This window comes from Streptomyces sp. NPDC053542 (assembly GCF_044544685.1).
Classification (GTDB): domain Bacteria; phylum Actinomycetota; class Actinomycetes; order Streptomycetales; family Streptomycetaceae; genus Streptomyces.
The window spans coordinates 1-23,818 of sequence record NZ_JBITXL010000001.1 but is presented as its reverse complement, the minus strand read 5'-3'; the positions used below and the strand labels follow the sequence as shown (position 1 = coordinate 23,818).

The 23,818-nt window shown below is 71.5% G+C and carries 19 protein-coding genes and 1 pseudogene; 14 read left to right on the top strand and 6 right to left on the bottom strand.

The window, feature by feature from the left end:
- Nucleotides 1–10: 10 nt before the first annotated feature.
- Both ACIGXO_RS00100 and ACIGXO_RS00095 read right to left on the bottom strand, forming a co-directional pair.
- Nucleotides 11–2,161, bottom strand: coding sequence for an aconitate hydratase (locus ACIGXO_RS00100; protein ID WP_399779876.1), 2,151 nt, complete (start codon nucleotides 2,159–2,161; stop codon nucleotides 11–13).
- Nucleotides 2,162–2,178: 17 nt separating this feature from the next.
- Nucleotides 2,179–2,643: a hypothetical protein gene (locus tag ACIGXO_RS00095; protein WP_399778378.1), complete on the bottom strand. Its 465-nt coding sequence runs from the start codon at nucleotides 2,641–2,643 to the stop codon at nucleotides 2,179–2,181.
- 334 nt (nucleotides 2,644–2,977) lie between these two features.
- Between ACIGXO_RS00095 and ACIGXO_RS00090 the strand changes: the two genes are divergently transcribed.
- The 8 genes from ACIGXO_RS00090 to ACIGXO_RS00055 all read left to right on the top strand — a co-directional run bounded on the left by ACIGXO_RS00090 (nucleotide 2,978) and on the right by ACIGXO_RS00055 (nucleotide 13,883).
- Nucleotides 2,978–3,535, top strand: coding sequence for a DinB family protein (locus ACIGXO_RS00090; protein ID WP_399778375.1), 558 nt, complete (start codon nucleotides 2,978–2,980; stop codon nucleotides 3,533–3,535).
- A 148-nt stretch (nucleotides 3,536–3,683) separates the two neighbouring features.
- Nucleotides 3,684–4,337 carry a TOPRIM nucleotidyl transferase/hydrolase domain-containing protein gene (locus ACIGXO_RS00085; protein WP_399779873.1) on the top strand — a complete coding sequence of 218 codons (654 nt, stop codon included), beginning with the start codon at nucleotides 3,684–3,686 and terminating at the stop codon, nucleotides 4,335–4,337.
- A gap of 168 nt (nucleotides 4,338–4,505) precedes the next feature.
- Nucleotides 4,506–7,613, top strand: a complete 3,108-nt coding sequence (locus ACIGXO_RS00080; RefSeq protein WP_399778372.1) for a BTAD domain-containing putative transcriptional regulator — start codon at nucleotides 4,506–4,508, stop codon at nucleotides 7,611–7,613.
- An 827-nt stretch (nucleotides 7,614–8,440) separates the two neighbouring features.
- A complete protein-coding gene (locus tag ACIGXO_RS00075; RefSeq protein WP_399778369.1) occupies nucleotides 8,441–9,256 on the top strand; it encodes an esterase/lipase family protein in 816 nt (271 codons plus the stop codon).
- Nucleotides 9,257–9,441: 185 nt separating this feature from the next.
- Complete coding sequence (locus ACIGXO_RS00070) at nucleotides 9,442–10,152, top strand: response regulator (RefSeq protein ID WP_399778366.1); 711 nt, start codon at nucleotides 9,442–9,444, stop codon at nucleotides 10,150–10,152.
- Between the two features lie 166 nt (nucleotides 10,153–10,318).
- Nucleotides 10,319–11,539: a lycopene cyclase family protein gene (locus ACIGXO_RS00065; protein WP_399778364.1), complete on the top strand. Its 1,221-nt coding sequence runs from the start codon at nucleotides 10,319–10,321 to the stop codon at nucleotides 11,537–11,539.
- Between the two features lie 68 nt (nucleotides 11,540–11,607).
- Nucleotides 11,608–12,336, top strand: a complete 729-nt coding sequence (locus tag ACIGXO_RS00060) for a methyltransferase domain-containing protein (RefSeq protein ID WP_399778361.1) — start codon at nucleotides 11,608–11,610, stop codon at nucleotides 12,334–12,336.
- A complete protein-coding gene (locus tag ACIGXO_RS00055) occupies nucleotides 12,333–13,883 on the top strand; it encodes an FAD-dependent oxidoreductase (RefSeq protein WP_399778358.1) in 1,551 nt (516 codons plus the stop codon). Before ACIGXO_RS00060 ends, ACIGXO_RS00055 begins: the two co-directional genes overlap by 4 nt.
- Before the next feature lie 144 nt (nucleotides 13,884–14,027).
- Here the strand turns inward: ACIGXO_RS00055 and ACIGXO_RS00050 are convergent, their stop codons facing one another.
- From ACIGXO_RS00050 to ACIGXO_RS00040, 3 genes are read right to left on the bottom strand one after another with little or no spacing between them, the layout of a single operon-like run.
- Entirely contained in the window at nucleotides 14,028–15,059 is a 1,032-nt protein-coding gene (locus ACIGXO_RS00050; protein ID WP_399778355.1) for a DUF5914 domain-containing protein, read from the bottom strand.
- Nucleotides 15,056–16,057: a phytoene/squalene synthase family protein gene (locus tag ACIGXO_RS00045; protein ID WP_399778352.1), complete on the bottom strand. Its 1,002-nt coding sequence runs from the start codon at nucleotides 16,055–16,057 to the stop codon at nucleotides 15,056–15,058. Before ACIGXO_RS00045 ends, ACIGXO_RS00050 begins: the two co-directional genes overlap by 4 nt.
- Nucleotides 16,054–17,616, bottom strand: a complete 1,563-nt coding sequence (locus tag ACIGXO_RS00040) for a phytoene desaturase (RefSeq protein WP_399778349.1) — start codon at nucleotides 17,614–17,616, stop codon at nucleotides 16,054–16,056. The genes ACIGXO_RS00045 and ACIGXO_RS00040 overlap by 4 nt, the downstream gene beginning before the upstream one ends.
- A 391-nt stretch (nucleotides 17,617–18,007) precedes the next feature.
- On the opposite strand from ACIGXO_RS00040, the gene ACIGXO_RS00035 reads away from it, so the two are divergent.
- Nucleotides 18,008–19,189, top strand: a complete 1,182-nt coding sequence (locus ACIGXO_RS00035) for a hypothetical protein (protein WP_399778346.1) — start codon at nucleotides 18,008–18,010, stop codon at nucleotides 19,187–19,189.
- Nucleotides 19,190–19,328: 139 nt separating this feature from the next.
- Here ACIGXO_RS00035 and ACIGXO_RS00030 read toward each other — a convergent pair whose 3' ends face one another.
- On the bottom strand, nucleotides 19,329–19,877 hold the full coding sequence (locus tag ACIGXO_RS00030; protein WP_399778343.1) for a GNAT family N-acetyltransferase: 549 nt from the start codon (nucleotides 19,875–19,877) through the stop codon (nucleotides 19,329–19,331).
- A 509-nt stretch (nucleotides 19,878–20,386) separates the two neighbouring features.
- On the opposite strand from ACIGXO_RS00030, the gene ACIGXO_RS00025 reads away from it, so the two are divergent.
- The 5 genes and pseudogenes from ACIGXO_RS00025 (at nucleotide 20,387) to ACIGXO_RS00005 (ending at nucleotide 23,641) form a co-directional block, all read left to right on the top strand.
- Nucleotides 20,387–21,289, top strand: coding sequence for an aminoglycoside phosphotransferase family protein (locus ACIGXO_RS00025; protein WP_399778339.1), 903 nt, complete (start codon nucleotides 20,387–20,389; stop codon nucleotides 21,287–21,289).
- A 209-nt stretch (nucleotides 21,290–21,498) separates the two neighbouring features.
- Entirely contained in the window at nucleotides 21,499–22,032 is a 534-nt protein-coding gene (locus ACIGXO_RS00020; protein ID WP_399779870.1) for a kinase, read from the top strand.
- 23 nt (nucleotides 22,033–22,055) lie between these two features.
- Nucleotides 22,056–22,196: pseudogene (locus ACIGXO_RS00015) on the top strand (GNAT family N-acetyltransferase); the annotation flags it as partial.
- Between the two features lie 188 nt (nucleotides 22,197–22,384).
- The gene (locus ACIGXO_RS00010) at nucleotides 22,385–22,669 is read left to right on the top strand and encodes a hypothetical protein (protein WP_399779867.1); all 285 of its coding nucleotides are present in this window, start codon (nucleotides 22,385–22,387) and stop codon (nucleotides 22,667–22,669) included.
- A 219-nt stretch (nucleotides 22,670–22,888) separates the two neighbouring features.
- Entirely contained in the window at nucleotides 22,889–23,641 is a 753-nt protein-coding gene (locus ACIGXO_RS00005) for a phosphotransferase family protein (protein WP_399778336.1), read from the top strand.
- The last annotated feature ends 177 nt before the right edge of the window (nucleotides 23,642–23,818 follow it).

Below are 23,818 nucleotides of genomic sequence, written 5' to 3'. Positions count from 1 at the left end.
GTAGGGGCCGCTAGGTACGAGAACCGGGTCCGGAGGCGGGTCCGGGGTCGGGCTCGGGATGGTCCTCATGGCCGGACTCCTCCGCCGCGAGGGCGGGGATCACACCGCCGGCGAGCACGGTCCGGCGGCGCCCGGCCGGGAGACGGTGCCGTACTCGGTACTCCTCCTGCCGCGTCACATTGGTCACGACAAGCGTCGGCTCGGTGGCATCAGTGGCATCAGTGGCATCAGTGGCATCAGTGGCATCAGTGGCATCGGTGGTGGCGTCGGGAGCGAGCGCGGTGTGCAGCTTCTCCATCCGCAGTTCGTCGTCCTGCTGGATGCGGTCGTAGTCCGCCGGATCCTGGAACTCCAGTGGGAGCACGCCGAAGTTGGCGAGGTTCTGCCAGTGGATACGGGCGTAGGACTTCGCGATCACCGCGCGCAGGCCCAGGTAACGGGGCGTCAGAGCAGCATGTTCCCGGGAGGACCCCTGCCCGTAGTTGTCGCCGGCGACGACCACATGCCCGCCGCTCTCCGCATCCCCTCGCGCACTGTCGCGATGGGCTGCCGCCCGCTGCGGATACTCCGGATCGATACGGGTGAAGGTGAAGTCGGCGAGGCGCGGGATGTCGGACCGGAAGGGCAGGGCCTTGGCACCGGCGGGGGAGATCTCGTCGGTGGAGACATCGTCACCGGCCTTGAGCAGTACCGGTGCGCGCAGGGTGTCGGGCAGCGGGTCGAGGTCGGGCAGGGCGGAGATCCCCGGCCCGCGTTCCAATTGCACTTCGCACGCTTCCCGCGGGGGCAGGGGCGGCTCGAGCATGGCGGTGTTGACGGGACCCTGGCGGAGGACCGGCAGCTCAGTGGGGCGGATGGTGGAGTGGCCCGTGTCGGTGTCGGCAGCCCAGTCGCGAGGATCGGTGATCACTCCGGTCAATGCGGAGGCAGTGGCCGTCTCCGGTGAGCACAGCCAGATCCTGTCGTCCTCGGTACCGGAGCGTCCGGGGAAGTTGCGCGGGAAGGTACGCAGCGAGTTCCGGCCGGCCGCGGGGGCCTGGCCCATGCCGATACAGCCCAGGCAGCCGGCCTGGTGGATACGGGCGCCGGCGGCGATGAGGTCCAGTACGGCCCCGGAGCGGGTGAGGTCCTGCAGCGTTTCGCGGGAAGTGGGATTGACGTCGAAGCTGACCCCGGGGGCGGTCTGCCGTCCCTTGGCCATGGCCGCGGCAACCGCGAAGTCGCGCAGGCCGGGATTGGCGGAGGAGCCGATGACGGCCTGGTGGACGGGCTGGCCGGCGACCTCTCGTACGGGGACGACGTTGCCCGGCGAGGTGGGGCGGGCGATCAGCGGTTCGAGAGTGCCGAGGTCGATCTCGTCCGTCCGGTCGTAGCGGGCGTCCGGCTCGGCGGCCAGCGGCCGGTAGGCGTCCTCGCGCCCCTCGCTGCGCAGGAACTCCCGTACCGCCTCGTCGGACGGGAACACGGTCGCGGTCGCCCCCAGCTCCGCCCCCATGTTGGCGATTACATGGCGGTCCATGGCGCTCAGGCAGGCGAGCCCGGGCCCGTGGTACTCGATCACCCGGTTCACCGCGCCTTTGACGCCGTGCCGCCGCAGCATCTCCAGGATCACGTCCTTGGCACTCACCCACTGCGGCAGGGTGCCGGTCAGCCGTACGCCCCAGATCTCCGGCATCGTGAGACGCAACGGCCGACCGGCCATCGCGAGCGCGACCTCCAGCCCGCCGGTACCGATGCCGAGCATGCCCAGCGCACCCGCAGCACAGGTGTGCGAATCGGACCCGGCCAGCGACTTCCCCGGAACCCCGAAGTGCTGCATGTGGACCGGGTGCGAGACGCCGTTGCCGGGTTTGGAGTACCAGATCCCGAAGCGGCGGGCGGCGGAGCGGAGGAAGGCGTGGTCCTCGGCGTTGCGGCCGTCGGTCTGCAGGATGTTGTGGTCGACATACTGCACGCTGACCTCGGTACGGACCCGGTCCAGCCCGATGGCCTCCAGCTCCTGCATCACCAGGGTGCCGGTGGCGTCCTGCGTCAGGGTCTGGTCGATGCGCAGCGCGACCTCACTCCCCGGCTCCAGCACGCCCTCCACGAGGTGATCCGCGATGAGCCGGTGCGCGAGACTACCGTTACCGTCCGCCCTCACCCGCGAGCTTGCCGCCATGCCCGCCTCCTGGTCCGTCAGGTCGTCGAGTACTTCCACGAAGAGCAGGACACGAGCGTACGGGTGTCACCGGAACCCTGCGCCTCGCACGCGCGGAACTTGACGAAGGTGTCCCCGTTGGTGTCCGCCGACTCGGGGAAGGACTTGTTCTTGTACTGCCAGCCGGCGCTCACCCCGGCGGTCGAGTAGATCACGCCCTGCCGCTCCGGGATCCCCCAGAGGTAGAACTCCCACTGAATCGCGACCGGCAGGTTGTTGCTCGCCTTGTCCCGGATGGCGAACCACTCGCCGACGTCACCGAAGCAGGCATCGGCTCTGGACGAGTCGTACACGCACTCCCAGCTGCTTCCCCCACTCGCGGACCCCGCGTAGTCGACCTCCCACTCCGCAGCGGAAGCCGGCCCGGCAGCGAGCGCCACCGCCCCCAGGGCACAGGCGCCCACGGCGGTCAGCTTGGCCTTGATACCTGTCACGTTCGTCATGTCCCACCCCATGGATTCGGTCCGACTCGAGTCGCTTCACGTCGCTTCGCTTCACTGCTTCACGTTGCTCCACTCGCTGCGACTCGCCTGACCAGAGCGTGCCGCTACGCCACGCCGGTGGGAACGGAAAACCCCGTCCGGGACAGCCCGGCGACGGTCCCAGCTGGTCACAGCGCTGTCCGACCCATGTCCCGGACATGGACGGCGCGCGTCCACCCCACCGTTTACGGGCCCGGCGCACGGGGTCAGTAATTGTTGCGGACAGATCCTGACCTCAACGTTTTTTAGCGTGGTCCTGACCGACGGAACACGAAAACACCGAAAGGCGGCGACCATGACCGACAACGAGCCGACCATCCCCGACCCGGCCGGGAATCCGGCTGTCACCGGTGAGCGCGCCGAGTGGCTCGACGCGCTGGCCAAGCACCGGCACTTCCTGCGCTTCACCACCCGTGACCTCACCGACGAGCAGGCCGGGCTGCGGACCACCGCGAGCGAGTTGTGCCTGGGCGGCCTGATCAAGCACGTCACCGCGGTCGAGCGCAACTGGGTGGAATTCATTCTGAACGGGCCCTCGGCAATGGGGGACTTCACGGCGATGACCGAGACCGACTGGGCCCGCCGGGCGGACGAGTTCCGGCTGCTGCCCGGTGAGACGCTGGTCGGCGTACTCGCCGACTACGCGGAGGTGGCCCGCCGGACCGACGACCTCGTAGCCACTCTGCCCGACCTGGACACCGCGTGGCCGCTGCCGAAGGCTCCGTGGTTCGAACCGGGCGCGCAGTGGTCGGCCCGCCGGGTGCTGATGCACCTCATCGGCGAGACCGCTCAGCACGCCGGCCACGCCGACATCATCCGAGAGTCGCTGGACGGCGCCAAGAGTATGGGTTAGGGCGGGGCCACGGGGGCCGCCGGAGTGGTCCGCGCCTGAGCGCGTGCCGAAGAGAAACGTGCCGAAGAGAAACGTGCCGAAGAAAAACGTGCATGCGTACGGGATCTCGGCCGTGCCAGGATGGCGTGGCGTCTGGAAGCGAGGTCTCGTGGACGAGTTGAGGCGATTCCGCCTGGCGGTGGTCGCGTGGGCGGCCGGCGGAGCGGGGGCGGGCGCGGCAGCCGCGGTGGCGCAGGAGTTGGCCGACGGTGTGCGGACGGTCGTGCTCGTCGAGGGGAGCAGCGATCAGGCCGCGCTCGAAACGCTGGCCACGCGCTACGGCCGCGACCTCGATGGGGAAGGCGTCGCGGTAGTACCACTGGGAGGTGCGACGAGCATCGGGCGCTTCCTGGACGTGTGCGGACCTCCGGGGCTCGGCCTTCCGCTGGCCGGCCTCTGCGACATCGGCGAAGAACGGCACTTCCGGCGTCATCTGGAGCGGGTCGGGCTCGGGTCCGGTCTTACGCACGCCGGACTGGAGACACTCGGGTTCCACGTGTGCGTCGCCGACCTGGAGGACGAGCTGATCCGCGCCCATGGCGCCGACGGCGTGCAGCAAGTCATCGAGGCCCAGGGCGAGACGCGCCCCTTCCACATCTTCCAGGGCCAGCCGGCGCAGCGGGAACGGCCCGTGGAACACCAACTGCGACGCTTCATGGGCACGCACAGCGGCCGCAAGGCGCTCTACGCGCAGGCACTGGTCGCCCACCTGGACCTCGACCGGGTTCCCCAGCCGCTGGAGCGCCTCCTCGAGTACGTCTGACACGCCGTGGTCAGGCGGGTTCAGTGTCGGTCCGCTCGGAAGCGCGCGGGTTCACCGTGGTCCGCGGGATGCGGAGGCGACCGCCCGCCGTATCGCCGCACCCGCCGGAGCGGCGCTACGGTATACGGGACCGTGGGTGCACGGGGGCGCCCGGTCACGGGGACTGCGATGATTGATCAGCATCAGCATCAGCATCAGCACACAGCGCCTGTACGGTTTTACGAAGTGCTTGGCCCACTACAGGTCCGGCTCGGCACTGATCAGCTCGAACTGGGCCCGGCGCAGCAGCGCGTGGTACTCGCGGTGCTTCTGCTGCATGCCGGCCAACCGGTTTCGACGGATCGGCTCATGGAAGCCGTGTGGGGGTCCGCACTGCCGACACGCGCACAGAACCTGCTGCAACGGCATGTCTCCGCGCTGCGCCGGGTGCTCGAACCGGACCGGCGGTCCCGTGCGCCTTCCTCCCTGCTCACCTGGAGTGAAGCCGGTTACCGGCTGGGCGTGCCCGCCGGTGCACTGGACCTGCATGTCTTCAACCAGGAGGTGGCACGTGCGCGCGAGGCTCGGGCCACGGGTGCCCTGGCTGTCGCGGCCGACGCGCTCCATGGTGCCCTGCGACTGTGGCGGGGGCGGCTGTGCGAGGGATTGACCGCGCCGTTACTGGACATCGAGCGGGAACGGCTGGAGGAGCAACGGCTCACCGTGCTGGAGGAGCGTATCGAGGTGGATCTGGCGCTGGGCCGGCACGCCGTTCTGGTGGCCGAACTGGCCGGCCTGGTCCGGCACCACCCACTACGGGAACGACTGCACGCCCACCGCATGCTGGCGTTGTACCGTTCCGGCCGTCAGGCCGAGGCCCTGGGCGCGTATCACGACGCCCGGCGGCTGCTTGCCGACGAATTGGGTATCGATCCCGGCGCCGAGCTGCGCCGCCTTGAACAGGCCGTACTCACCGCCGACCCCGCCCTGAAGTCGCCGCCCATGCCACGCACCGAAGCGGCACGGGTGCCCCATCTGCTGCCCGGCGACGTCTCGGGTTTCACCGGACGACAGGAGCAGTTGGCGGAGCTCGACATGCTGACACAGCCGGGTGCAGCCGACCCGGGGATGGCGATCGGCGCGGTCACAGGTGCCGCCGGGGTGGGCAAGACGGCCTTGGTGGTGCACTGGGCCCACCGGGCGCAAGAGGCTTTTCCCGATGGGCAGTTACACATCGACCTGCGCGGATACGACCCTGAACAGCCGGTGACACCCGGTGACGCCCTGGCCCGGCTGCTCACCGCACTCGGGCTCAGCGAGCAGAGCATCCCGTTGGAGGTGGAAGACCGGGCCGCCCGCTACCGCAGCGAGCTCGCGGGGCGGCGCATGTTGGTGGTCCTGGACAACGCCTCCTCAGGGGAACACGTCAAGCCGCTGTTGCCCGGGACCTCGACCTGTGCAGTGGTCGTGACCAGCCGGGACACCCTGGCCGACCTGGTGGCCCTGCACGGCGCCCGGCGGCTCAGCGTCGACACACTGCCCGCAACCGACGCCATCACCTTGCTGCACCGGCTGATCGGCTCCCGGGTACCGGCCGCTCCTCAGGCCGCCGCGCGACTGGCCGCCCTTTGCGCACGGCTGCCGCTGGCGCTTCGCATCGCCGCCGAAATGGCCGTGTCCCGCCCGCACGACGACCTGTCCACCCTGGTCAGCGAGCTGACCGACCAGCAACGCCGACTGGACCTGCTCGACTCCGGCGGCGACCCCCGTGCCGCCGTACGCGCCGTCTTCTCCTGGTCCTACCAGCAGTTGTCCACCCCCGTTGCCCGCACCTTCCGCCTCCTGGGCCTGCATCCCGGGCCCGACATCGACCCTCATGCGGCAGCCGCCCTCACCGGCGCCGGCCTGGAGGAGACCCGCCGCTCCCTCGATGCGCTGGTGCGCGCGCATCTCCTCCAGCGCACGAAGAACTCCCGCTACGGCATGCATGACCTGTTGCGGGCCTACGCCGCCGAACTCGCTACCAGCAGTGACCCGGAAACCGACCGGTGCGCCCGTCTGACCTGCCTGTTCGACCACTACCTGACCAGCGCCAGCAGTGCCATGACCACCTTCCACCCCGCCGCGCCGTACCACCGGCCACCGCCCCATTCCCTGCCCCGCCCGCTGCCTTTCGTCACCGGACCGGACGCGGCGCGGAACTGGCTGGAAGCCGAACGCGACAACCTGGTCGCCGCCTGTCTCCATGCCGCGCGTCACGGCTGGCACGCACAGGCTCTCGGCCTGGCCGACGCACTCTCCCGCTACCTCGACGTCAGCAGCCGCTACGCCGAAGCGCACGCCGTACACACTCACGCTCGCCGCACCGCCCGCCAAGCCTGCGACCGGATGGCCGAAGCCCGCGCGGTATACCGGCTCGGCATGGTCTGCTTCTGGCAGGGCCACTACCCGCAGGCAAGTGACCACCTGAACCAGGCCCTCCACCTGTTCCGGGAAACCGGCAACACAGTCGACGAAGGTGACGCGCTGAGCCATCTCGGTCTCCTCCACTGGCGACAGGGCCACTACCAGCGGGCCACCGACCACCACGAGCGCGCCCTCGCGCTCTTCCGGCAGGCCGGCGACAGAGACGGAACCGCCCTGGCACTGCTCTTTCTCGGCCTGTCCGCCTGGAAGCAGGGCAAGCACGACCTCGCTGCCGACCGGCTTCACAACGCACTGGACCTGTGCCGAGAACTGGGCAACCGCTCCGGGGAGGCATACGCCCTCACTGCCCAAGGCTGGCTCCGCTGTTCTCACGACGACCATGAGCGAGCCATCGAGCTGCACGGCCAAGCGCTGCGAATCTTCCGGCAGCTCGGCAACCGCTCCGGCGAGGCCACCGCGCTCAACGGACTGGGGGAGAGTTTGCACGCCGGCGGCCGGACAGCCGAGGCCCGCGCCCAGCACACCGCCGCCCTGGCCATGGCGGTTGCCATCGGTGCCCGGTACGAGCAGGCCCGCGCCCACGAGGGACTTGCCGCCACTCATCACGCCACCGGCGATCAGCTCCAGGCCCACCGCCATGGGAAAGAGGCCCTGGCCCTCTACACCACTCTCGGCGTGCCCGAGGCCCGAACCGTACTCAGCCGACCGTCCTCACTGGACTACGAGAACTCACTGGACTGCAAAGACTCACTGGACTACGAAGATTCACTGGACTACGAAGACTCACTGGGCTTCAAAGACTCCGCTGAGAACCCGGCGTCCCTTCTTCCCGAAGACGAGAAGCTCGGCGGCTCTCTTCCGCTTCAGTGATCGCCTCTCTCAGCACCTGGCCGACCTCACGAACCATCCGCAGGACCTCATCCAGAGTCTCCGCACGGTCCGCCGCATCCGTCAGCTCAGCCAGCCGCGCTCCTTGGCACAGGTGCGGAGGCAGGACCTCCGCCACCTCCGCGACCAGGCCACGAAGTCGCATCCCCGCCCGTTGCTCCGCCGTGGGGGCTGCGAGCCGCACCGTGTACTCGGTCATGCCCTCTCCTCCGTCCGAGGAACGATCATGAACCTGTCGCCCCGGGCGCTGTAGACGACCTGCACGTCCTCACCCGCCGCGTTACGACCTGCCGCCTCCGCGTCCAGCCGCGGCAACGACCGCGGATCGCCCGCTGGTAACCATCGGACCACGGCACCTCGCCCCGCACCCGGCACACCGTTCATGCCCCTGTCACTCGTCTCCATGCGAGAAGTCGTCCGAGGAATCGTCGAATGCTTCATCACGTGCTCACTGCCTCTGTCTCATGAGGAACTCCGCCGACCGGGCCAACAGCCCTACCGCGTCACGGATGTGTGAGCTTCATGGTCCCTGGCCGAATTACAGAACTCGCTGCACTGACCGCTGCAGCAACGCGGGGCCATGGGCCGAGGTGGCCGCCCGCGGCACGGCCGCCGCGCTCCGCGGACCGTGTGCAGTCGGTCCTGCAGCCGGTACTGCAACGCACCTCAGCAAGATGAATTCCGAGCCTTCCGGCACCGGAGCTCAGCGCATCCACACGGCACCGTGCCGCACCGCCGGCCACGAGAGGAGCCGGCGGTGCGGCGGGCAGTACCAACGGTCGAGCGGCACCAACAACGGGGGAAAAGCCATGACCTACGTTTCTGCGATCAGCGCCCAGGGATGGTGGTCCCGGACTCGGGCCGTCCTTCACGACCTGGGTGATCTGACCCGCTTCGCCACTCAACTCCTCACTGCACCGGGATACGGCCACCGCCCCGAGACGATCACCGTCCCACCGCCCTCTGCCGGCCCCCGCCCGACGGTCCATGCCCCCCGGGCGGCCGCTCCGGTCCTGCTGGTTCACGGCTATCTGAACACCGAACAGTGCTGGGCCCCACTGCTCCGCCGCCTGCACCGGACGGGCTTCAGGGACACCAGTTGCCTGCGTTACAACACGCTGACCACCGGCATCCCGGAGCTCGCCGCCGCCCTCACCCGGGCGGCCCGCGCGGCCATGGAACGCACCTCCTCCGACGGCGTCCACCTCGTCGGCTACAGCCTCGGTGGCCTGGCCGTCCGCTACGCGGTCCAACGCCTCGGCCTGGAGACGAACACCCTGTCCGCCGTCACCATCGGCACTCCTCACCACGGCACTCCGTGGGCCAGGGCCGCGATCGGACCCGCCGCCCGCCAATTGCGCCCGGATTCAGCGGTGTTGGTCACCTTGCCCGACCTGGCAGCTGACCACCCGGTGCGGTGGCTGTTCCTCTACAGCGACTGCGATCTGATCGCCCCGTCCGTCAGCGCCTCGGCCGGCCGGCTCTCCGACGCGGTGCACGTTCCTGGCCGTGGACACCTGGGCGTGCTCACCGATCCTCGGGCAGCGGAAGCGATCGTGGCCCACCTCTGCCGGGCCGACTCGGCCGCCACTGCGGGAGCCGAGCTCCTCCAGGGGGTGGCCTAGGCCGTGTCCCGTAACCGGTGTGCACGAGCGGGCGGTGCCGTGGTCGTCGGCCGCAGTGGTTACTGCAGCGACCTCTGCAACCACGTGCCGCTTGCCGCCGGCCGCGAGCCCTCACAGGGAACCGCAGCTGCCGCGGCGCACGGCCGCGGACCGTACCAGGCACCTAGCTGATGAGGAGTCTTCCCATGCGTCGCATGCGCGTAGTCCTCGCCGACGACCACGCCCTGTTCCGGGAGAGCCTCGCCGACCTGCTGAACGCCCGGCCTGCCACGACCGTTGTGGGGCACGCCGCCGACGGTGTGCAGGCAGTCCGGTACGCGGCCGCCGAACACCCCGACCTGCTGCTGCTCGACCTTCAAATGCCCCTTACCCACGGCGCCGGCACGGTGCGTGAAATCCTCGACGCCGCTCCGCGCACGAGCATCCTGTGCTTGTCCGCCCATGCGCAGCCGTACCTCGTGGAGGAGATACTCGCCGCCGGAGCCTGCGGTTTCCTGCATAAAAGCATCGACCGCGAGGCACTGCTCATGGCCATCGGACGGGCCCTCACCGAACCTCCGGACAGGACGGTACTGGTTCCCGCAGAAACGGAGCACCGCCTACCGACAGACGCACCACTGTCCCGCCGCGAGCATCAGGTGCTGGTCGGCGTGGCGTCCGCGATGAGCAACCGGCAGATCGCCCGCCGGCTCGACATCACGGAGGGTACGGTCAAGCGCCATCTGCACAGCGTATTCCGCAAGCTTGGTGCGGTGTCCCGGTTGGACGCTGTCAACAAGGCCACCCGGGCGTCACTTTTACCCTCCCCGGCGGCCCCGCCGCCGCGCGGATCGCCGAGGAGGCGGTCCTTCCCGGCGACCCGCGCACGCCCGCTCCGTCACTCATCCGGCAGCTGAGGGCCGGCGCAGCACGGCCGCGGGCGCCGGGCCGCCCCGCCGGGCCGCGTGTCAGCCCGCCTCCGGCACGGGACTGCGGGAAGATGCCTCCTCCGCGGGTGCACGGAGAGCGGCGGCCCGGCGGGCGCGCCAAGGGACCGGCGGCCATGGCGAGGGAGGAACAGCGGTGCGGGACGCGGACGTCGTGATCGTGGGCGCGGGCGCGGCCGGTCTGTCGCTCGCCCACTGGCTGTCCGCGGGCCCGGCGCACCGCCGCCCCACCGTGCTCCTCGTCGAGGCCCCGCACGGGCCGCTCCGGCCGCCGCAGCGCACCTGGTGCTTCTGGCAGGCCCCCGGCGGCCCGTACGACACGGCCCTGACCGCCTCCTGGGAGCAGTTGCGCGTTCGGTCCCCGGACGGCACCGAGACGGTCGGACGGCCCGCTCCGTTGCGCTACAACATGCTCCGCTCCGGCGACTTCGAGCGGCTGGTCGGCGACCGGCTGGCCGGTATGGAGGGCTTCCGGACGCTCCGGGCCGAGGTGACGACCGTACGGGACGCACCCGGTGGCGCCGAGGTGCACGGGCACGACGCCGCAGGCCACCCGGTCCGCCTACGGGCCCAGTGGGTGTTCGACTCCCGGCCGCCGCGCCGCCTGCCGCCGGCCCGCACCTGCCTGCTGCAGCACTTCCGCGGCTGGTTCGTCCGCACCGAGCGCCCGGCGTTCACCCCGGGGACCGCCGACCTGATGGACTTCCGCACCCCGCAGCCCGCACACGGCCTGTCCTTCGGATACGTCCTGCCGCTGAGCGCGCACGAAGCGCTCGTGGAGTACACGGAGTTCACCCGAGAGGTGCTCGACGACGCCGGGTACGAGCGGGCACTGCGCCACTACACCGCGGACGTGCTGGGCCTCGGCGCCCTGGACGTCACCGCCACCGAGCAGGGCGTGATTCCGATGACCGACGCGCGCTTCCCGCGCCGCGCGGGCCGCTCGGCGTTCCGCATCGGTACGGCCGGCGGCGCCACCCGGCCCGCCACCGGCTACACCTTCTCCGCGGTGCAGCGCCAGACCCGGGCCGTGGCCGCCCGGCTGCTGGCCGGGCGGGTACCGCTGCCGCCGCGCCCGCACCGTATCCGGTCCCGGGCGATGGACGCGGTGCTGCTGCGCGCCCTGGACAGCGGGCGGGTCGACGGCGCGGACTTCTTCACCGGCCTCTTCCGTGAAGTGCCCATGGAACGGCTGCTGCGCTTCCTCGACGGCCGCTCCCGCCTCGCCGAGGACCTCCGCATCGGCCTGCACACCCCCGTCGGCCCGATGCTCCGTACCGTCGCCGAACTCCCGCGCCTGCCGCGCCGCCACCCGCAGCCGGGCCCGCCGACGGCCACCCGCCCGGCACCGCCGTGAACCGACGCACCTCCCGCCGTACGAAGCACACTCCGCCCCCCAGCCACCCGACCGGAAGAGTCCGCTCCATGCCCCTGCTGCGCGATGACGCCCTGTCCGCCGCGTTCGACCACGCCGCCGCCACCTACGACCGGCTGGTCGCGGCCAACCCCGGCTACCACGCGCAGCTGCGGCGCTCGGCGCGACGGCTCGGGCTGCCCGTCGCGGGACGCCGGCTGCGCCTGCTGGACCTGGGCTGCGGCACCGGCGCTTCGACGGCCGCGCTCCTCACGGCGGCCCCGCACGCCGAGATCGTGGCGGTGGACGCCTCCGCCGGGATACTCGACCGGGCCCGCGCCAAGGCATGGCCGCCGAACGTCTCGTTCGTGCACGCGCCGGCGGAACGGCTCGAAGAGGCCGGCGTCGCCGGGCCGTTCGACGCGGTCTTCGCCGCGTACCTCTTCCGCAACGTGGCCGACCCCGACGCGCTCCTCACCGCCGTACGCGACCTCCTCGCACCGGGCGGCCGGATCGCGGTGCACGAATACACCCTCGGCGGCCGGGCCGTGGACCGTGCGGTGTGGACCGCGGTCTGCCGTGGCGTGGTCCTGCCCGCGGGGCGCCTCGCGGGCGACGGGGAGCTGTACCGTCATCTGTGGCGCAGCGTCGTGGAGTTCGACACCGCCCGCGACTTCGGCCGCCGGATGGCACGGGCCGGGTTCGACCGGGTGCGGGTCCTGCCGCTGCCGGGTTGGCAGACCGGCATCACGCACACCGTGGTCGCGGCGGCCCCGGGGATGACGGAGGTGGCCGCATGAGGACGGACGGTACGGCCCCGCGGCGCGGGCGGGACCGGCGGGCGCGGGTGGTACCGGCACCGCGTGGCCGACAGCGGGTCACGGAACCGGCGCCGCACGTGGCGGTGGCGGGCGGCGGCATCGCCGGGCTCGCGGCGACGACGGCGCTGGTGGAGCGGGGTGTGCGGGTCACGCTGTACGAGCGGGAGCCGGTGCTCGGCGGGCGGCTTGCCGGGTGGCGCACCCAGCTCGCCGACGGTTCGGCGGTGACCATGAGCCGCGGCTTCCACGCCTTCTTCCGGCAGTACTACAACCTGCGCGGGCTGCTGCGCCGCGCGGATCGGTCCCTCGGAATGCTCACCGGGCTGCCGGACTATCCGCTCCAGCACAGCAGCGGCACCCGCGACGGCTTCGCCCGGGTGCCACGCACGCCCCCGTGGAGCGCCCTGGGCTTCGTCGCGCTCAGCCCCACCTTCGGCTGGCGCGACCTGCTGCGGATGAACGCCGGGGCCGCGCTGCCCCTGCTGGACGTGCGCGTACCGCAGGTGTACGAGCGCCTGGACCGCGTCAGCGCCCATGACTTCCTCTCCCGGATCCGCTTCCCCGAGGCGGCCCACCACCTGGCGTTCGAGGTGTTCTCGCGGAGCTTCTTCGCCGACCCGCGCGAACTGTCCGCCGCCGAGCTGGCCCTGATGTTCCACATCTACTTCCTCGGCTCCAGCGAAGGTCTCCTCTTCGACGTCCCCGACGAGCCGTACCCCCAGGCGCTGTGGGACCCGCTGGCCCGGTACGTGCAGGAGCGCGGCGCTGAGATCCGTACCGGTACGGCGGTGGCGAGCGCAGCCCCCGCACCCGGCGGCGGGCTGCGCGTGACCGCAGGGGACTCCGAGCAGCATCACGACGCGCTGGTGCTGGCGCTCGACGGGGGCGGGTTGCGGCAGGTCGTGGCGGCGTCACCCGGCCTCGGCGACGAGCGGTGGCGGTCCCGCATCGCGCGGCTGCGCGGTGCGCCGCCTTTCCTGGTGTCCCGCTTCTGGCTGGACCGGCCGGTGGCCGCCGACCGGCCCGGCTTCCTCGGCACCAGCGGCTTCGGGCCGCTGGACAACGTCAGTGTGCTGGAGCGCTGGGAGGGCGAGGCGGCGCGCTGGGCCGGGCGCACCGGCGGTTCGGTGGTCGAGCTGCATGCGTACGCCGTCGACCCCGGCGTGGACCGCATGGCCGAACAGGACCGGCTGCTGGCCCAGTTGCACCGGGTCTACCCGGAGACACGGGACGCGAAGGTCGTCGACGAGCGCCACGAGTGGCGCGGTGACTGCCCGCTCTTCCCGGTGGGCGGCTTCGCCGACCGCCCGACCGTCCGAACCCCCGATCCGGCCGTCGTCGTGGCGGGCGACCTCGTCCGTACGGACCACCCCGTGGCCCTCATGGAGCGCGCCGCGACGACGGGCTTCCTCGCCGCCAATGCCCTGCTGGCCCGCTGGGGCGTGGCGGGTCAGACTCTGTGGACCGTCCCGGAACAGGGCCGCTCGGCCCCCCTTCGCGCGCTGTCGCGCTTGGCGGACCGGTAGGCGCGACCGCGACGAGACCGTGACCGCAACGGGACCGCGACCGCGACGGGACCGTTCGCGCGGGCCGCGCCCCGGGGGACCGTACGGTCCGGGGGACGGGCTGCGCGCCGAGGGGACGGGCGCGCCGCCCCGGAGGAGCCGGCCTCAGCCCGGGAAGCGGCCCGTGCTGCGGAGGGTCCAGCGGCGTTCGGCGTAGGCCAGGTCGTCGCGCCAGAGGCGGGCGGCGGCGGCGCGCATCAGGGGGCGGAGTACCGGGGCCGCGGCGCGGGCGACGGCGAAGCCGGGGCGGTCGGAGGCGGCGACGACGGCTTCGACGACGGCGGTGCGCGGCCGGCCGCGGGCATCAGCGCCGAGCGGCGTGGCGTGCGTCTCGACCACCGAGCCCCGGCCCTCGCCCTCCGTGATGTGCATGACGACCGTGCGGGGTTCCGGAGCGGTGAAGACCGCGCGGACCGGGACCACGGCGCGCCCGGCGACCTTGAAGGACACGTCCACCGCGAAGCCGTCCCGCTCGGCCGCGTCCGCGCCCCCGCCCTCGGGGGTACCGACGACGGTGAGGTCGACGAAGGAGTACGGGTGGAACCACGCGCCGTGCCAGGGGTCGAGCCGGTTGGCGACCACGTCGTCCGGCTCGCAGGTGCCGACGCCCGTGTAGACCGCCGCGACGGCCGTCGCGGGGTCGGGCCGCACCGGGAGGACCGGCCGCTCGCCCGGCTCCTCGCCCCCGGCGCGGTCCAGCCGCACCCAGGCCAGCACCCCGTCGTCGTACGCCGGGAAGGGCTCCCAGCCGGCGAACGGCTCGCCGTCCAGGGCGAGTCCGTGCCAATGGCAGATCAGGGTGCCGCAGCGCACCGGGCTGTCCTTCAGGGGCGCCCCGAGGTGCGGGCAGGCGCCGGGGCCCGCCCGGAGCCGGCCCGCCGCGTCCCGCCAGAGCACGACCTCGGTGCCGGCGACGGTCCGGCCGACGGGGCGGCCCGGGCGGATGCCGCTCGCCGCGCCGACGACGTACCAGTTGCCCGACGGCCGGGCGAGCGCCCGCTTCAGGGCGTCGGCGATCAGGCCCGGTTTGGCCTCCCGCCAGGTGGGGCGCTGCCGCTCCCACGGGACGGGATTCCGGCGCAGGCGCAGGGGGTAGCGGCCACGTTTGCCGAACGGGTCGCCGGCGCCGACGGTCATGGGGCCACCTTCTGCTGCGGGTAGCGGGTCACGCCGAGCGGGGCGGGCAGCGGGTGCCGGTCGCGGGCGGCACGCGCACGGGCGGCGGTCACCTGGGCCAGGCCCTGCAGCGCGACGGCCGCGCGGCGCCGGCGCGGCACCACCGCGCGGCGGTGCAGGACGGCGTACCCGTCGTCCCGCACGGCGTCGAGGATGCCACCGTAGAGGACGAACGCCGTACGGATACACGGCCGGGAGACCGGGGCGAGCATGGGCAGGCCGGGTGCGGCCTGCCGGTAGACGCCGCGGGTCAGTCCTGCCGCGGCACGCAGGGCCTCCGTGATGCGCGGGTCGCGGCGGCCGGTGGCCCGGCTCCAGAGCAGCAGTGCACGGTCGACGCCGTGCGCGGCCAGCAGATCGGCCGGGAGGTAGACGCGGCCGCGGTCGAGGTCCTCGCCGACGTCCCGCAGGAAGTTGGTGAGCTGGAAGGCGATGCCCAGGGCCGCCGCGTGCGGTTCGGCCGTCTCGCGCGGGACGACCGTGCCGAGTACGGGCAGCATCTGCAGGCCGATCACCGCGGCCGAACCGTGCATGTAGCGGCGCAGGTCCGCCAGGGTCGGGTAGTCGGTGACCGCCAGGTCGGACCGCATGGCGGCCATGAAGTCGGTGAAGTGGCGGTGGTCGATGCCGTACCGGGCGGCGGTGTGGGCGAGTGCCCGCACCACCGGCTCGGGGCTCGCGCCGTCCCGCAGCCCGCTCTCCAGCCGCCGCCGCAGCAGGTCCAGGGCGTGCCGGCGGTCCGCGGTGGTGGCCCGGCCGTCCAGGCTGTCGACGATGTCGTCGGCCCAGCGGGCGAAGCCGTACAGGGCGTGCACGGCGGGCCGCTGCTCCGGCGGCAGCAGCCGGGTGGCGAGGAAGTAGGTCTTGCCGTGCCGGGCGTTGAGCGCGCGGCAGCGGGTGTAGGCGGCGCGCAGGGCGGGGTCGGTGATGCCCGCCGCGTCCAGTTCGCGGTCGGTCATGCCGTGCTCTCCTTCGTGGCGGGGTGCTCGGATGGGGCGGGTGCGGGGACTCGGCCCCGGCCGGTGGCGGGCCTCCGGGGGCGCATTCCGGTGACGCGGGCGGCGGCGAGCTTCCCGGAGATCAGGACGGTCGGCACGCCGACGCCCGGGGTGGTGCCGCAGCCGGCGAGTACGGCGTTCTCGGTGCCGCGGACGAGGTTGCGCGGCCGGAACGGGCCGGTCTGGGCGAAGGTGTGGGCGGCGGAGAAGGGGGTGCCCGCCGCGTGTCCTTCGGCGCTCCAGTCCGCCGGGGTGACCAGGCACTCCTCCTCGATGGCGGCGCCCAGCCCGGGGAGCCCGCGCCGCTCCAGCTCGCGCAGGAGGGTGTCGCGGTACCGGGGCGCGAGGTCGCGCCAGGCGTGCGCGTCGGGGCCGAGCGCGGTGTTCGGGCAGGGCGCGAGGACGTAATGCAGATGGCGCCCCGGGGGTGCGAGTGAGGGATCGGTGGCGGTGGGCCGGGTGATGAGCAGGGAGGGGTCGCTCATCAGGCTCCCGGTCCGCGTCAGTTCCTCGAAGGTGGTCCGCCACGCGGCTCCGAAGGAGAGGGTGTGGTGGCCGAGCCCCGGCCAGGTGCGGTCGGTGCCGGCGTGCAGGACGACGGCGGAGGGCGAGTGGCGCAGTGGCAGGGGCCGGCGCGGCCGGTGGCCGAGCAGGCGGTAGGCGACGGGCAGGTCGGGGGTCAGCACGACGGCGTCGCAGGGGATGCGGTCCTGTGCCGTGACCACGGCCCGTACGCGGTCGCCGGACCGCTCCAGGCCGGTGACGTCGCATCCGTAGCGGAACTCCGCACCGGCGTCGGCGGCCGCGTCGGCCATGGCCCGGGGCAGCGCGTGCATCCCGCCGCGCGGAAAGTACACACCGGCCACGGTGTCCATGTACGCGATGACGGCGTAGGCGGCGAGGGCACGGGCGGGCGGCACGCCGGCGTACAGGGCCTGGAAGGTGAAGACCCGGCGCAGCCGCTCGTCGGTGAGGAACCGCCCGACGCGCGCGTCGAGGCGGCCGAAGCCGCCGAGCGCGGCGAGCCGGGCCAGGTCGGGGACGAGCAGCTCCAGCGGTGAGTCGAAGTTGGCGTCGATGAAGCGGCGCATCTGGGCCGCGTGGATCCGCTCCAGCCAGTGGCGCAGCCGCCGGTACCCGGCCGCTTCGCGGGCCCCGGCGAACCGCTCGACCTCGGCCTCCATGGCCTCGGCGCGTGTGTGTACGTCGAGCCGGCTGCCGTCGGCGAACCGAGCGTGGTAGGCGGGGTGCAGCGGGACGAGGTCGACGCGGTCGCGGAGCGCGTCGCCGACCGCGGCGAAAGCCTCGTCGGCGAGGTCGGGCATGGTCAGGACGGTCGGTCCGGTGTCGATGCGGTAGCCGCCGAGGTCCAGCCGCCCGGCCCGGCCACCGGGCAGCGCGTGCCGTTCGACGACGGTCACCCGCCGCCCCGCGCCGAGCAGGTGCAGCGCCGCGGACAGACCGGCGAGTCCGGCCCCGACCACCACGACGTGGTCCGTGGACCCCTTGAGAGCTTTCATCGGCCGCCTCTCGTCGCATCCGGTCGCATCCGGTCGCATCCAGGAAATGAGGCACCACGTGATTCGGCGCGGGCGCGCTCTTCGGATGCGGCGAGCGTACTTTCCCTTTTGCCCGGAGCAGCCGCTTCCAGCGGATATGCCGTAGATTTCGCGGCACACGTGGCCGAGCGGCGCGCTCCGGCCGTCTCCTCCCCGTCGCCCCTCTGCTCCGGGGCTGTCGCGCCAACTACGCGGAAAACACCGTCGTCGGCAACGCACCCCAGCGACGGCGCGCAGCGCTCGTCGGCCCGTTTCGGTAGAAGCTGCCATGGCGTCCGCGCGCCCCGGCCGCATGTTGATCCCGTACGGAACACGATGCGTGGAAACACTGCTGGAGGGCACCGCGAGAGCGATGGAAGACCGAGTACAGGACTACGAAGCACCGGAGGGCCGCGCCAAGCGCCGACTGCGTCTCGGCGTGGTCGCAGACCCAGGGCTGCCCAGTGATGTCGCAGCCGCCGTGGTGGACGGCCACCTGCCGGCTGTGCTGAGCCGGCGGGTGGCCGCCGACGTCGAGTGGGAGGTGGAGCTTCAGCGGCAGGAACTGCCGCTGGACGAGCACGGGGCGGTACCTCTGCTCGCGCTCGCCGGCGAGCGCAAGGCGGAGACCGGTTGGGACATGTTCGTCTACCTCACCGACCTGACCCGCGGAACGCCCTCCCAGCCGGTACTCGCGGACCTGAGCACCCGGGACCAGGCCGCACTGATCAGCCTGCCCGCCGTCGGCGGCCTGCGGCTGCGTCACCACGTCACCCGTACGCTGATCCACCTCGTCGCCCGACTCCACCGCGCCGCACCGCAAACGTCCGGCCGGCGGGCATTGCGGCGCTGGGGCGAGTGGGTTTCCTCCGTACGCGAGCGGACCTCCGGCGAGCACGCCATCGACACCTCCCTGGTACTGGTGGGGCGCCGCGGAAGACTGCGACTCCTGCTGGGCATGGTGCGCAACAACCGTCCCTGGCGCCTCGTTCCCCACCTCGCCAGCGCTACCGCCGCGGCCGCGGCAACAGCGGCGTTCGGCATCTTCTACTCCAGCATCTGGCAGATGGCCGACGCGATGTCCGCCCTGCGGCTCACGGTCGTCTCCCTGCTGGCCATCGGCGTCATGGTGGGCTGGCTGCTGTCCTACAACCACCTGTGGGACTCCCCGCGCGGCCACCGCACACGCAAGGACAGCGCCCTCTACAACGCCTCGACCCTGTGCACCCTCACCCTCGGAGTGAGCTGCATGTACCTCCTGCTGTACGTGCTGGCGCTGATCGCGGCCCTCGTGGTCGTCGATGACGGCTACCTCAGCTCCCAGCTGGGCCATCCGGTCGGCATCAGCGACTACGCCACGCTGGTGTGGCTGGCCTGCTCCATGGGAATCGTCGCCGGCGCACTCGGCTCGAGCCTGGACACGGAGGCAGCCGTCCGGCAGGCGACCTACAGCCGACGCGAGCAGGAACGGCAAGCCCGCAACCGCCGCCAGGCCGAAACCGAAGAGACCGAAGAACACCCCGCGCCTGCCCAGCCCCGAAACCAGGAGCGCTGAGGCCGGTCTTCCTCCAGGGGCAACACACCATCGACGGCATGGGCAATACAACTGCTATACGCGGTTGAGCGGAGCGCAGGGACTGACGACCGATAGGTGGTCGTGGAGGGGGCGGTCGGTCGCGATATCGAGAACGAGCTCAACGGGACGGCGTGACCGGGGACCACACGCCCATCCATTGTTTGGCGCCCCACGCCTCGTACCGTTGCACTTCGGTGAACCCCAGCTTCGCCGCGAGGCGCATCGAGCGGTCGTTGGCGGTCTGGGTGCAGAGCACCACCGGCTCGCCGGGAAGCACGTCGGCGAACCAGCCGAGCGCCGCCTCGCACGCCTCGGTGGCGTACCCGTGTCCCCACGCCTCTGGCAGGAGCAGGTAGCCGAGTTCGGCCTCCCCGGCATCCAGACGGACATGACTTCGACGTTCCGCGTCGCGCCGGTTGAGCTCGATGGTGCCGATCATGGCTCCGTCGAGCTCGATCACGAAGATGCCGGGGCGCCTCTCGGGCGCCTCAGGCAACGTGCGCTCAAGCTCATCACGCGGTCGCGGGCCGCCTAGATAGGTGCCCACCTCCGGCGACGCGAACAGCTCGATAAACGCCGCGCGGTCCCGGGCCTCGGGCGCGCGGAGCACGAGCCGCTCGGTCCGTATCGGGGCAGGTGGCCAGGCGACGGGCCCAAGCTCGGTCATGGCGGGCAACCTAGCGCACGTCCGCCGGGCCGGAGCCTCGGACAACCGACAGAGGCAGCAGCTTCTGACCCGTTCGCCCGATCTCACCGAGTGCGGTGGAGTATCCGACCCGAGTGCCCCGATCCTGTCCCTCAGCTATCACGCTGGGGCCAGCGGTCCGAAGTCGTCGTGGAAGCGCACGGGGCCGACCGCAGCGGTCTGGGCCCCTGTGGCGTCAGCGCCACGAGTACGCCTGGACCTGTTGTTGATGCGCCACCCTCTTGCCGGGCGGCTCTGGAGACCTCGTGACCGCTTGAGCCCGTTGTTCTTCGGAGAAGCCGGGAAGGATGTTCTCGTAGACGGAGGCATCGTCGAGAAGGCCGAGGCCGGTACGGTCATCGCGAGTGCCGCCGAGGTACCGCCGTGAGTGTCGTAGAGGTACCGCCATCGGCTACCGTTCGGGCGCTGGCCGGTCGCGGATCGCGAGCGGGGCTGTGGGGGTCGGCGCCTCCCCAGTACTGTGGCTTCGCATGACCGACTCCGAGACCGGGATCACCGCGGACCTGGTCCATGACCTGCTGCAGGAGCAGCATCCGGACCTCGCAGGGCTGGCGATTCGCGAAGTAGCGGGTGGGTGGGACAACCAGCAGTGGCGTCTGGGGGACGAGTTGGCCGTGCGCATGCCGCGTACGGAACGTGCCCCGGACCTCCAGCGCAAGGAGTGCCGTTGGCTGCCCGTCCTGGCCCCGCGTCTGCCGCTTCCGGTCCCCAACCCGGTACGGATCGGTGAACCGTCCGCGCGCTTCCCGAAGCCGTGGACCATCATGACGTGGGTCCCCGGCGATCCACTGGATTCCACGGCGATCAGCCGCAGCGATCACGCGGCCGACACTCTGGCGGCTTTCCTCAGAGCGCTCCACGTGAATGCGCCTGCTGAGGCCCCGCTCGGTTCGGACCGCGGTGCTCACCCCAAGAAGTACACGGACGGCTTCGACCACTTCTTCCAAGCCGTTGTCCCCGGTGGCATTGCCGACGATGTCCGGGCCGTCTGGGCTGATGCTGTTGCGGCGGCCGAGTGGGAGGGGCCGCCGGTTTGGGTGCACGGTGACCTTCATCCCGCGAATGTCGTCGTCTCGGACGGGGCGCTCTCGGGCGTGATCGACTTCGGTGACATGTGCGCCGGTGATCCGGCATGGGACCTCGCGGCTGCATGGGTAGTCCTTCCTGCGGGCGCCGCCTCACGCTTCTTCGACGAATATGCGCGTGCGGACGAGGCGACGATCCGGCGGGCCCGAGGGCTGGCTGCTCTGAAAAGCCTCTTCCTGATGCTGATGGGCCAGAACGGTGACCGGGGCCTTCCCGGCGGCAAGCCGACATGGGGCCCCGCAGGCCGGGCAGCACTCGATCGTGTTCTGAGAGGCGGTGTGATGTAGGCACGAAGCCGCGGAGCCACGAAGCTGCGGAGCCACGAAGCCCGTCGGTCTGTACCGCTTGTCGATCTGTACTGCCCGTATCGGTCTGCACCGCCCGTCGGTCTGTATCGCCTGACGGACGGCGTTCGTCTCGCGACGGGGGAGTGCGGTCAGGGAAGTCGCCGGTGGGCCCGGCGGTGTCAGTGGCCGCCGGTACCCTCCACCGGATGATGGTGGGCACCGAAAACACGAGACTGGTCATCCTGCGGGGCAACAGCGCTTCGGGCAAATCGTCCGTGGCGGTCGGCCTCCGCACCCGCTTCGGTCGCGGACTGGCCTGGGTGGAACAGGACAACCTGCGCCGGGTCGTGCTGCGTGAGCGGGACAGGCCCGGCGCGGCAAACATCGGCCTGATCGACCTGACCGCCCGTTACGCGCTGGACGCCGGGTACCACGTAGTGGTGGAGGGCATCCTGTACGCCGACCATTATGGCGAGATGCTCGCTCGGCTGCGCGCCGACCACCGCGGCCCGACCCACGGCTACTACTTGCACGTGCCGTTCGAGCAGACCCTCGCTCGCCACGCCACCAAGCCGATCGCGCACAAGGTCAGTGAGCCACAGCTGCGGGAGTGGTACCGGGAACTCGATCTGCTGCCCGGCGGCATCGAAACCGTCATCGAAGCCGACAGCACCCTCACCGGCACGGTCGATCGCATCATGCTCGACACCGGCCTGGCTGGCCTTCCCGCTCTGCAGCACTGACAGCACTGACAGCACTGACAGACACGCTCGCCGCCCGCCGCACGGCCCGCGACCGGGACCACCGCATCGCGGTCCTGCAGGCGTCAGCCGACGGCGAGCCCGTCTACCGCCGCCTGGGCTTCCGCCCCTGTGGCCAGTTCACCGAACACACCATCAACCCCTGACCTCCCGCACTCCACAAACCATCTGCCCGAATGCTCCAGTCCAGTCCAGTCCAGCCCAGCCCACTGCGCACCCGCTTCCGGTACACGCCCTGGAAGTGCGCCTCCCTGCCGCAAGGAGGATCGTGGTGACTACCAGCAATGTTGCGCACGCCGGTGACGGAGCGAGACACGGGAAGACGAGGAGAGCAGTGACGGATTGGAGTTCTTGGACAACGACCGGGGTGATCGCCGGGCCGGGCGGGGTTGCCACGGTGGAGGTAGGCGTTATTACCGGCGACCTCACCGTGCACACCACGTGGTCTGCCGATGACGGGCAGGCGTTGGTCGCCGTTCAGTACACCGGGGCCTCGGATTGGTTCACGATGGACGGCGGGCCCGCCCATTGCTCTTCAGAGGCCGAGTCTCGCGAACTCCACCAAGCAGCGGTTGAGGCGGCGCGGCGAGGTGGCAGGGCCACGGTTCCCACCGAATGAGGAAAGCGATCGCCCTGCACGACCGTATCGGGAGACAGGTTTGCTCTGTTCGAAGGCACGGGACATTGGGCTGCTACTGAATCCGAATGTGGTGGATTTGACCTGGTCAGCGGTCGGTGTCTCGCGCGAGCCCGCCGGGTAGCGGGAGGCGGTCAGCCGCGGAATCGCATGCGATAAACCCGGCGACATCGAGGATCATCCCCGGGATACTGGTCGCCCATGGATGAGGTCAACGTCATCGTCGCCCACTCCGAGCGCGCGACCCTGCGCGTCGGCGAGGTGTTCCTGAAGGTGGATGCCGATCAGGGGCGCATCGACGTCGAGGTCGAGGCGATGGCCCTGGCGCCGGTCCCGACCCCGAAGATCCTGTGGCGCAAGCCGCCCGTGCTCGCGATCGCCGCGGTCCCGGGGACGGCGCTCGGCCGCCTCGGTGAGCCGTCGACCGCGTCCCCGGCGGCGTGGGCCGCGGCGGGTGCCGCCGTCCGGACGTTGCACGACGCGCCGTTGCCACCCTGGCCCGGCCGGGCCGGCCGGGACCTCGAGGAGTTGGCGGCGGAGCTCGACGGCGAGTGCGAGTGGCTCGTGACGAACGACGTCCTGCCCGCCGACCTGGTCACCCGCAACCGCCAGGTCGCCGAGGCCGCGCTCCGGCCGCGGCCTCCGGTGTTCACGCACGGTGACCTGCAGATCACTCACGTGTTCGTCCACGGTGACGAGATCACCGGCATCATCGACTGGTCCGAGGCGGGCCAGGGTGATGCCCTGTACGACCTCGCCACCTTGACGCTCGGGCACGAGGAGCACCTCGGCGACGTCGTCGTCGGCTATGGCACCGACGTCGACCTCGACCTCGACGTGATCCGCGGATGGTGGTCGTTGCGAAGCCTGCTGGGGGTCCGCTGGCTGGTCGAGCACGGCTTTGACCCGTTCGCGCCGGGCTGCGAAGTCGATGTGCTCAGATCCCGGGTGTGAGGAGGGCGCGCCGGCCGGATTGCAGCGTGTACGTGCTGACGCATCGAGCAGGCCATCTCCTGGGGCGCATCGCCTGCCCTTACCCCCAAGTCCCGTTCGCACCTCGACTCCGCCGACCGGGCCGGCCTTCGGAGGCTGGGGCAACTGCCAGACCGCCGGAGAGGCATACAGCGCCGG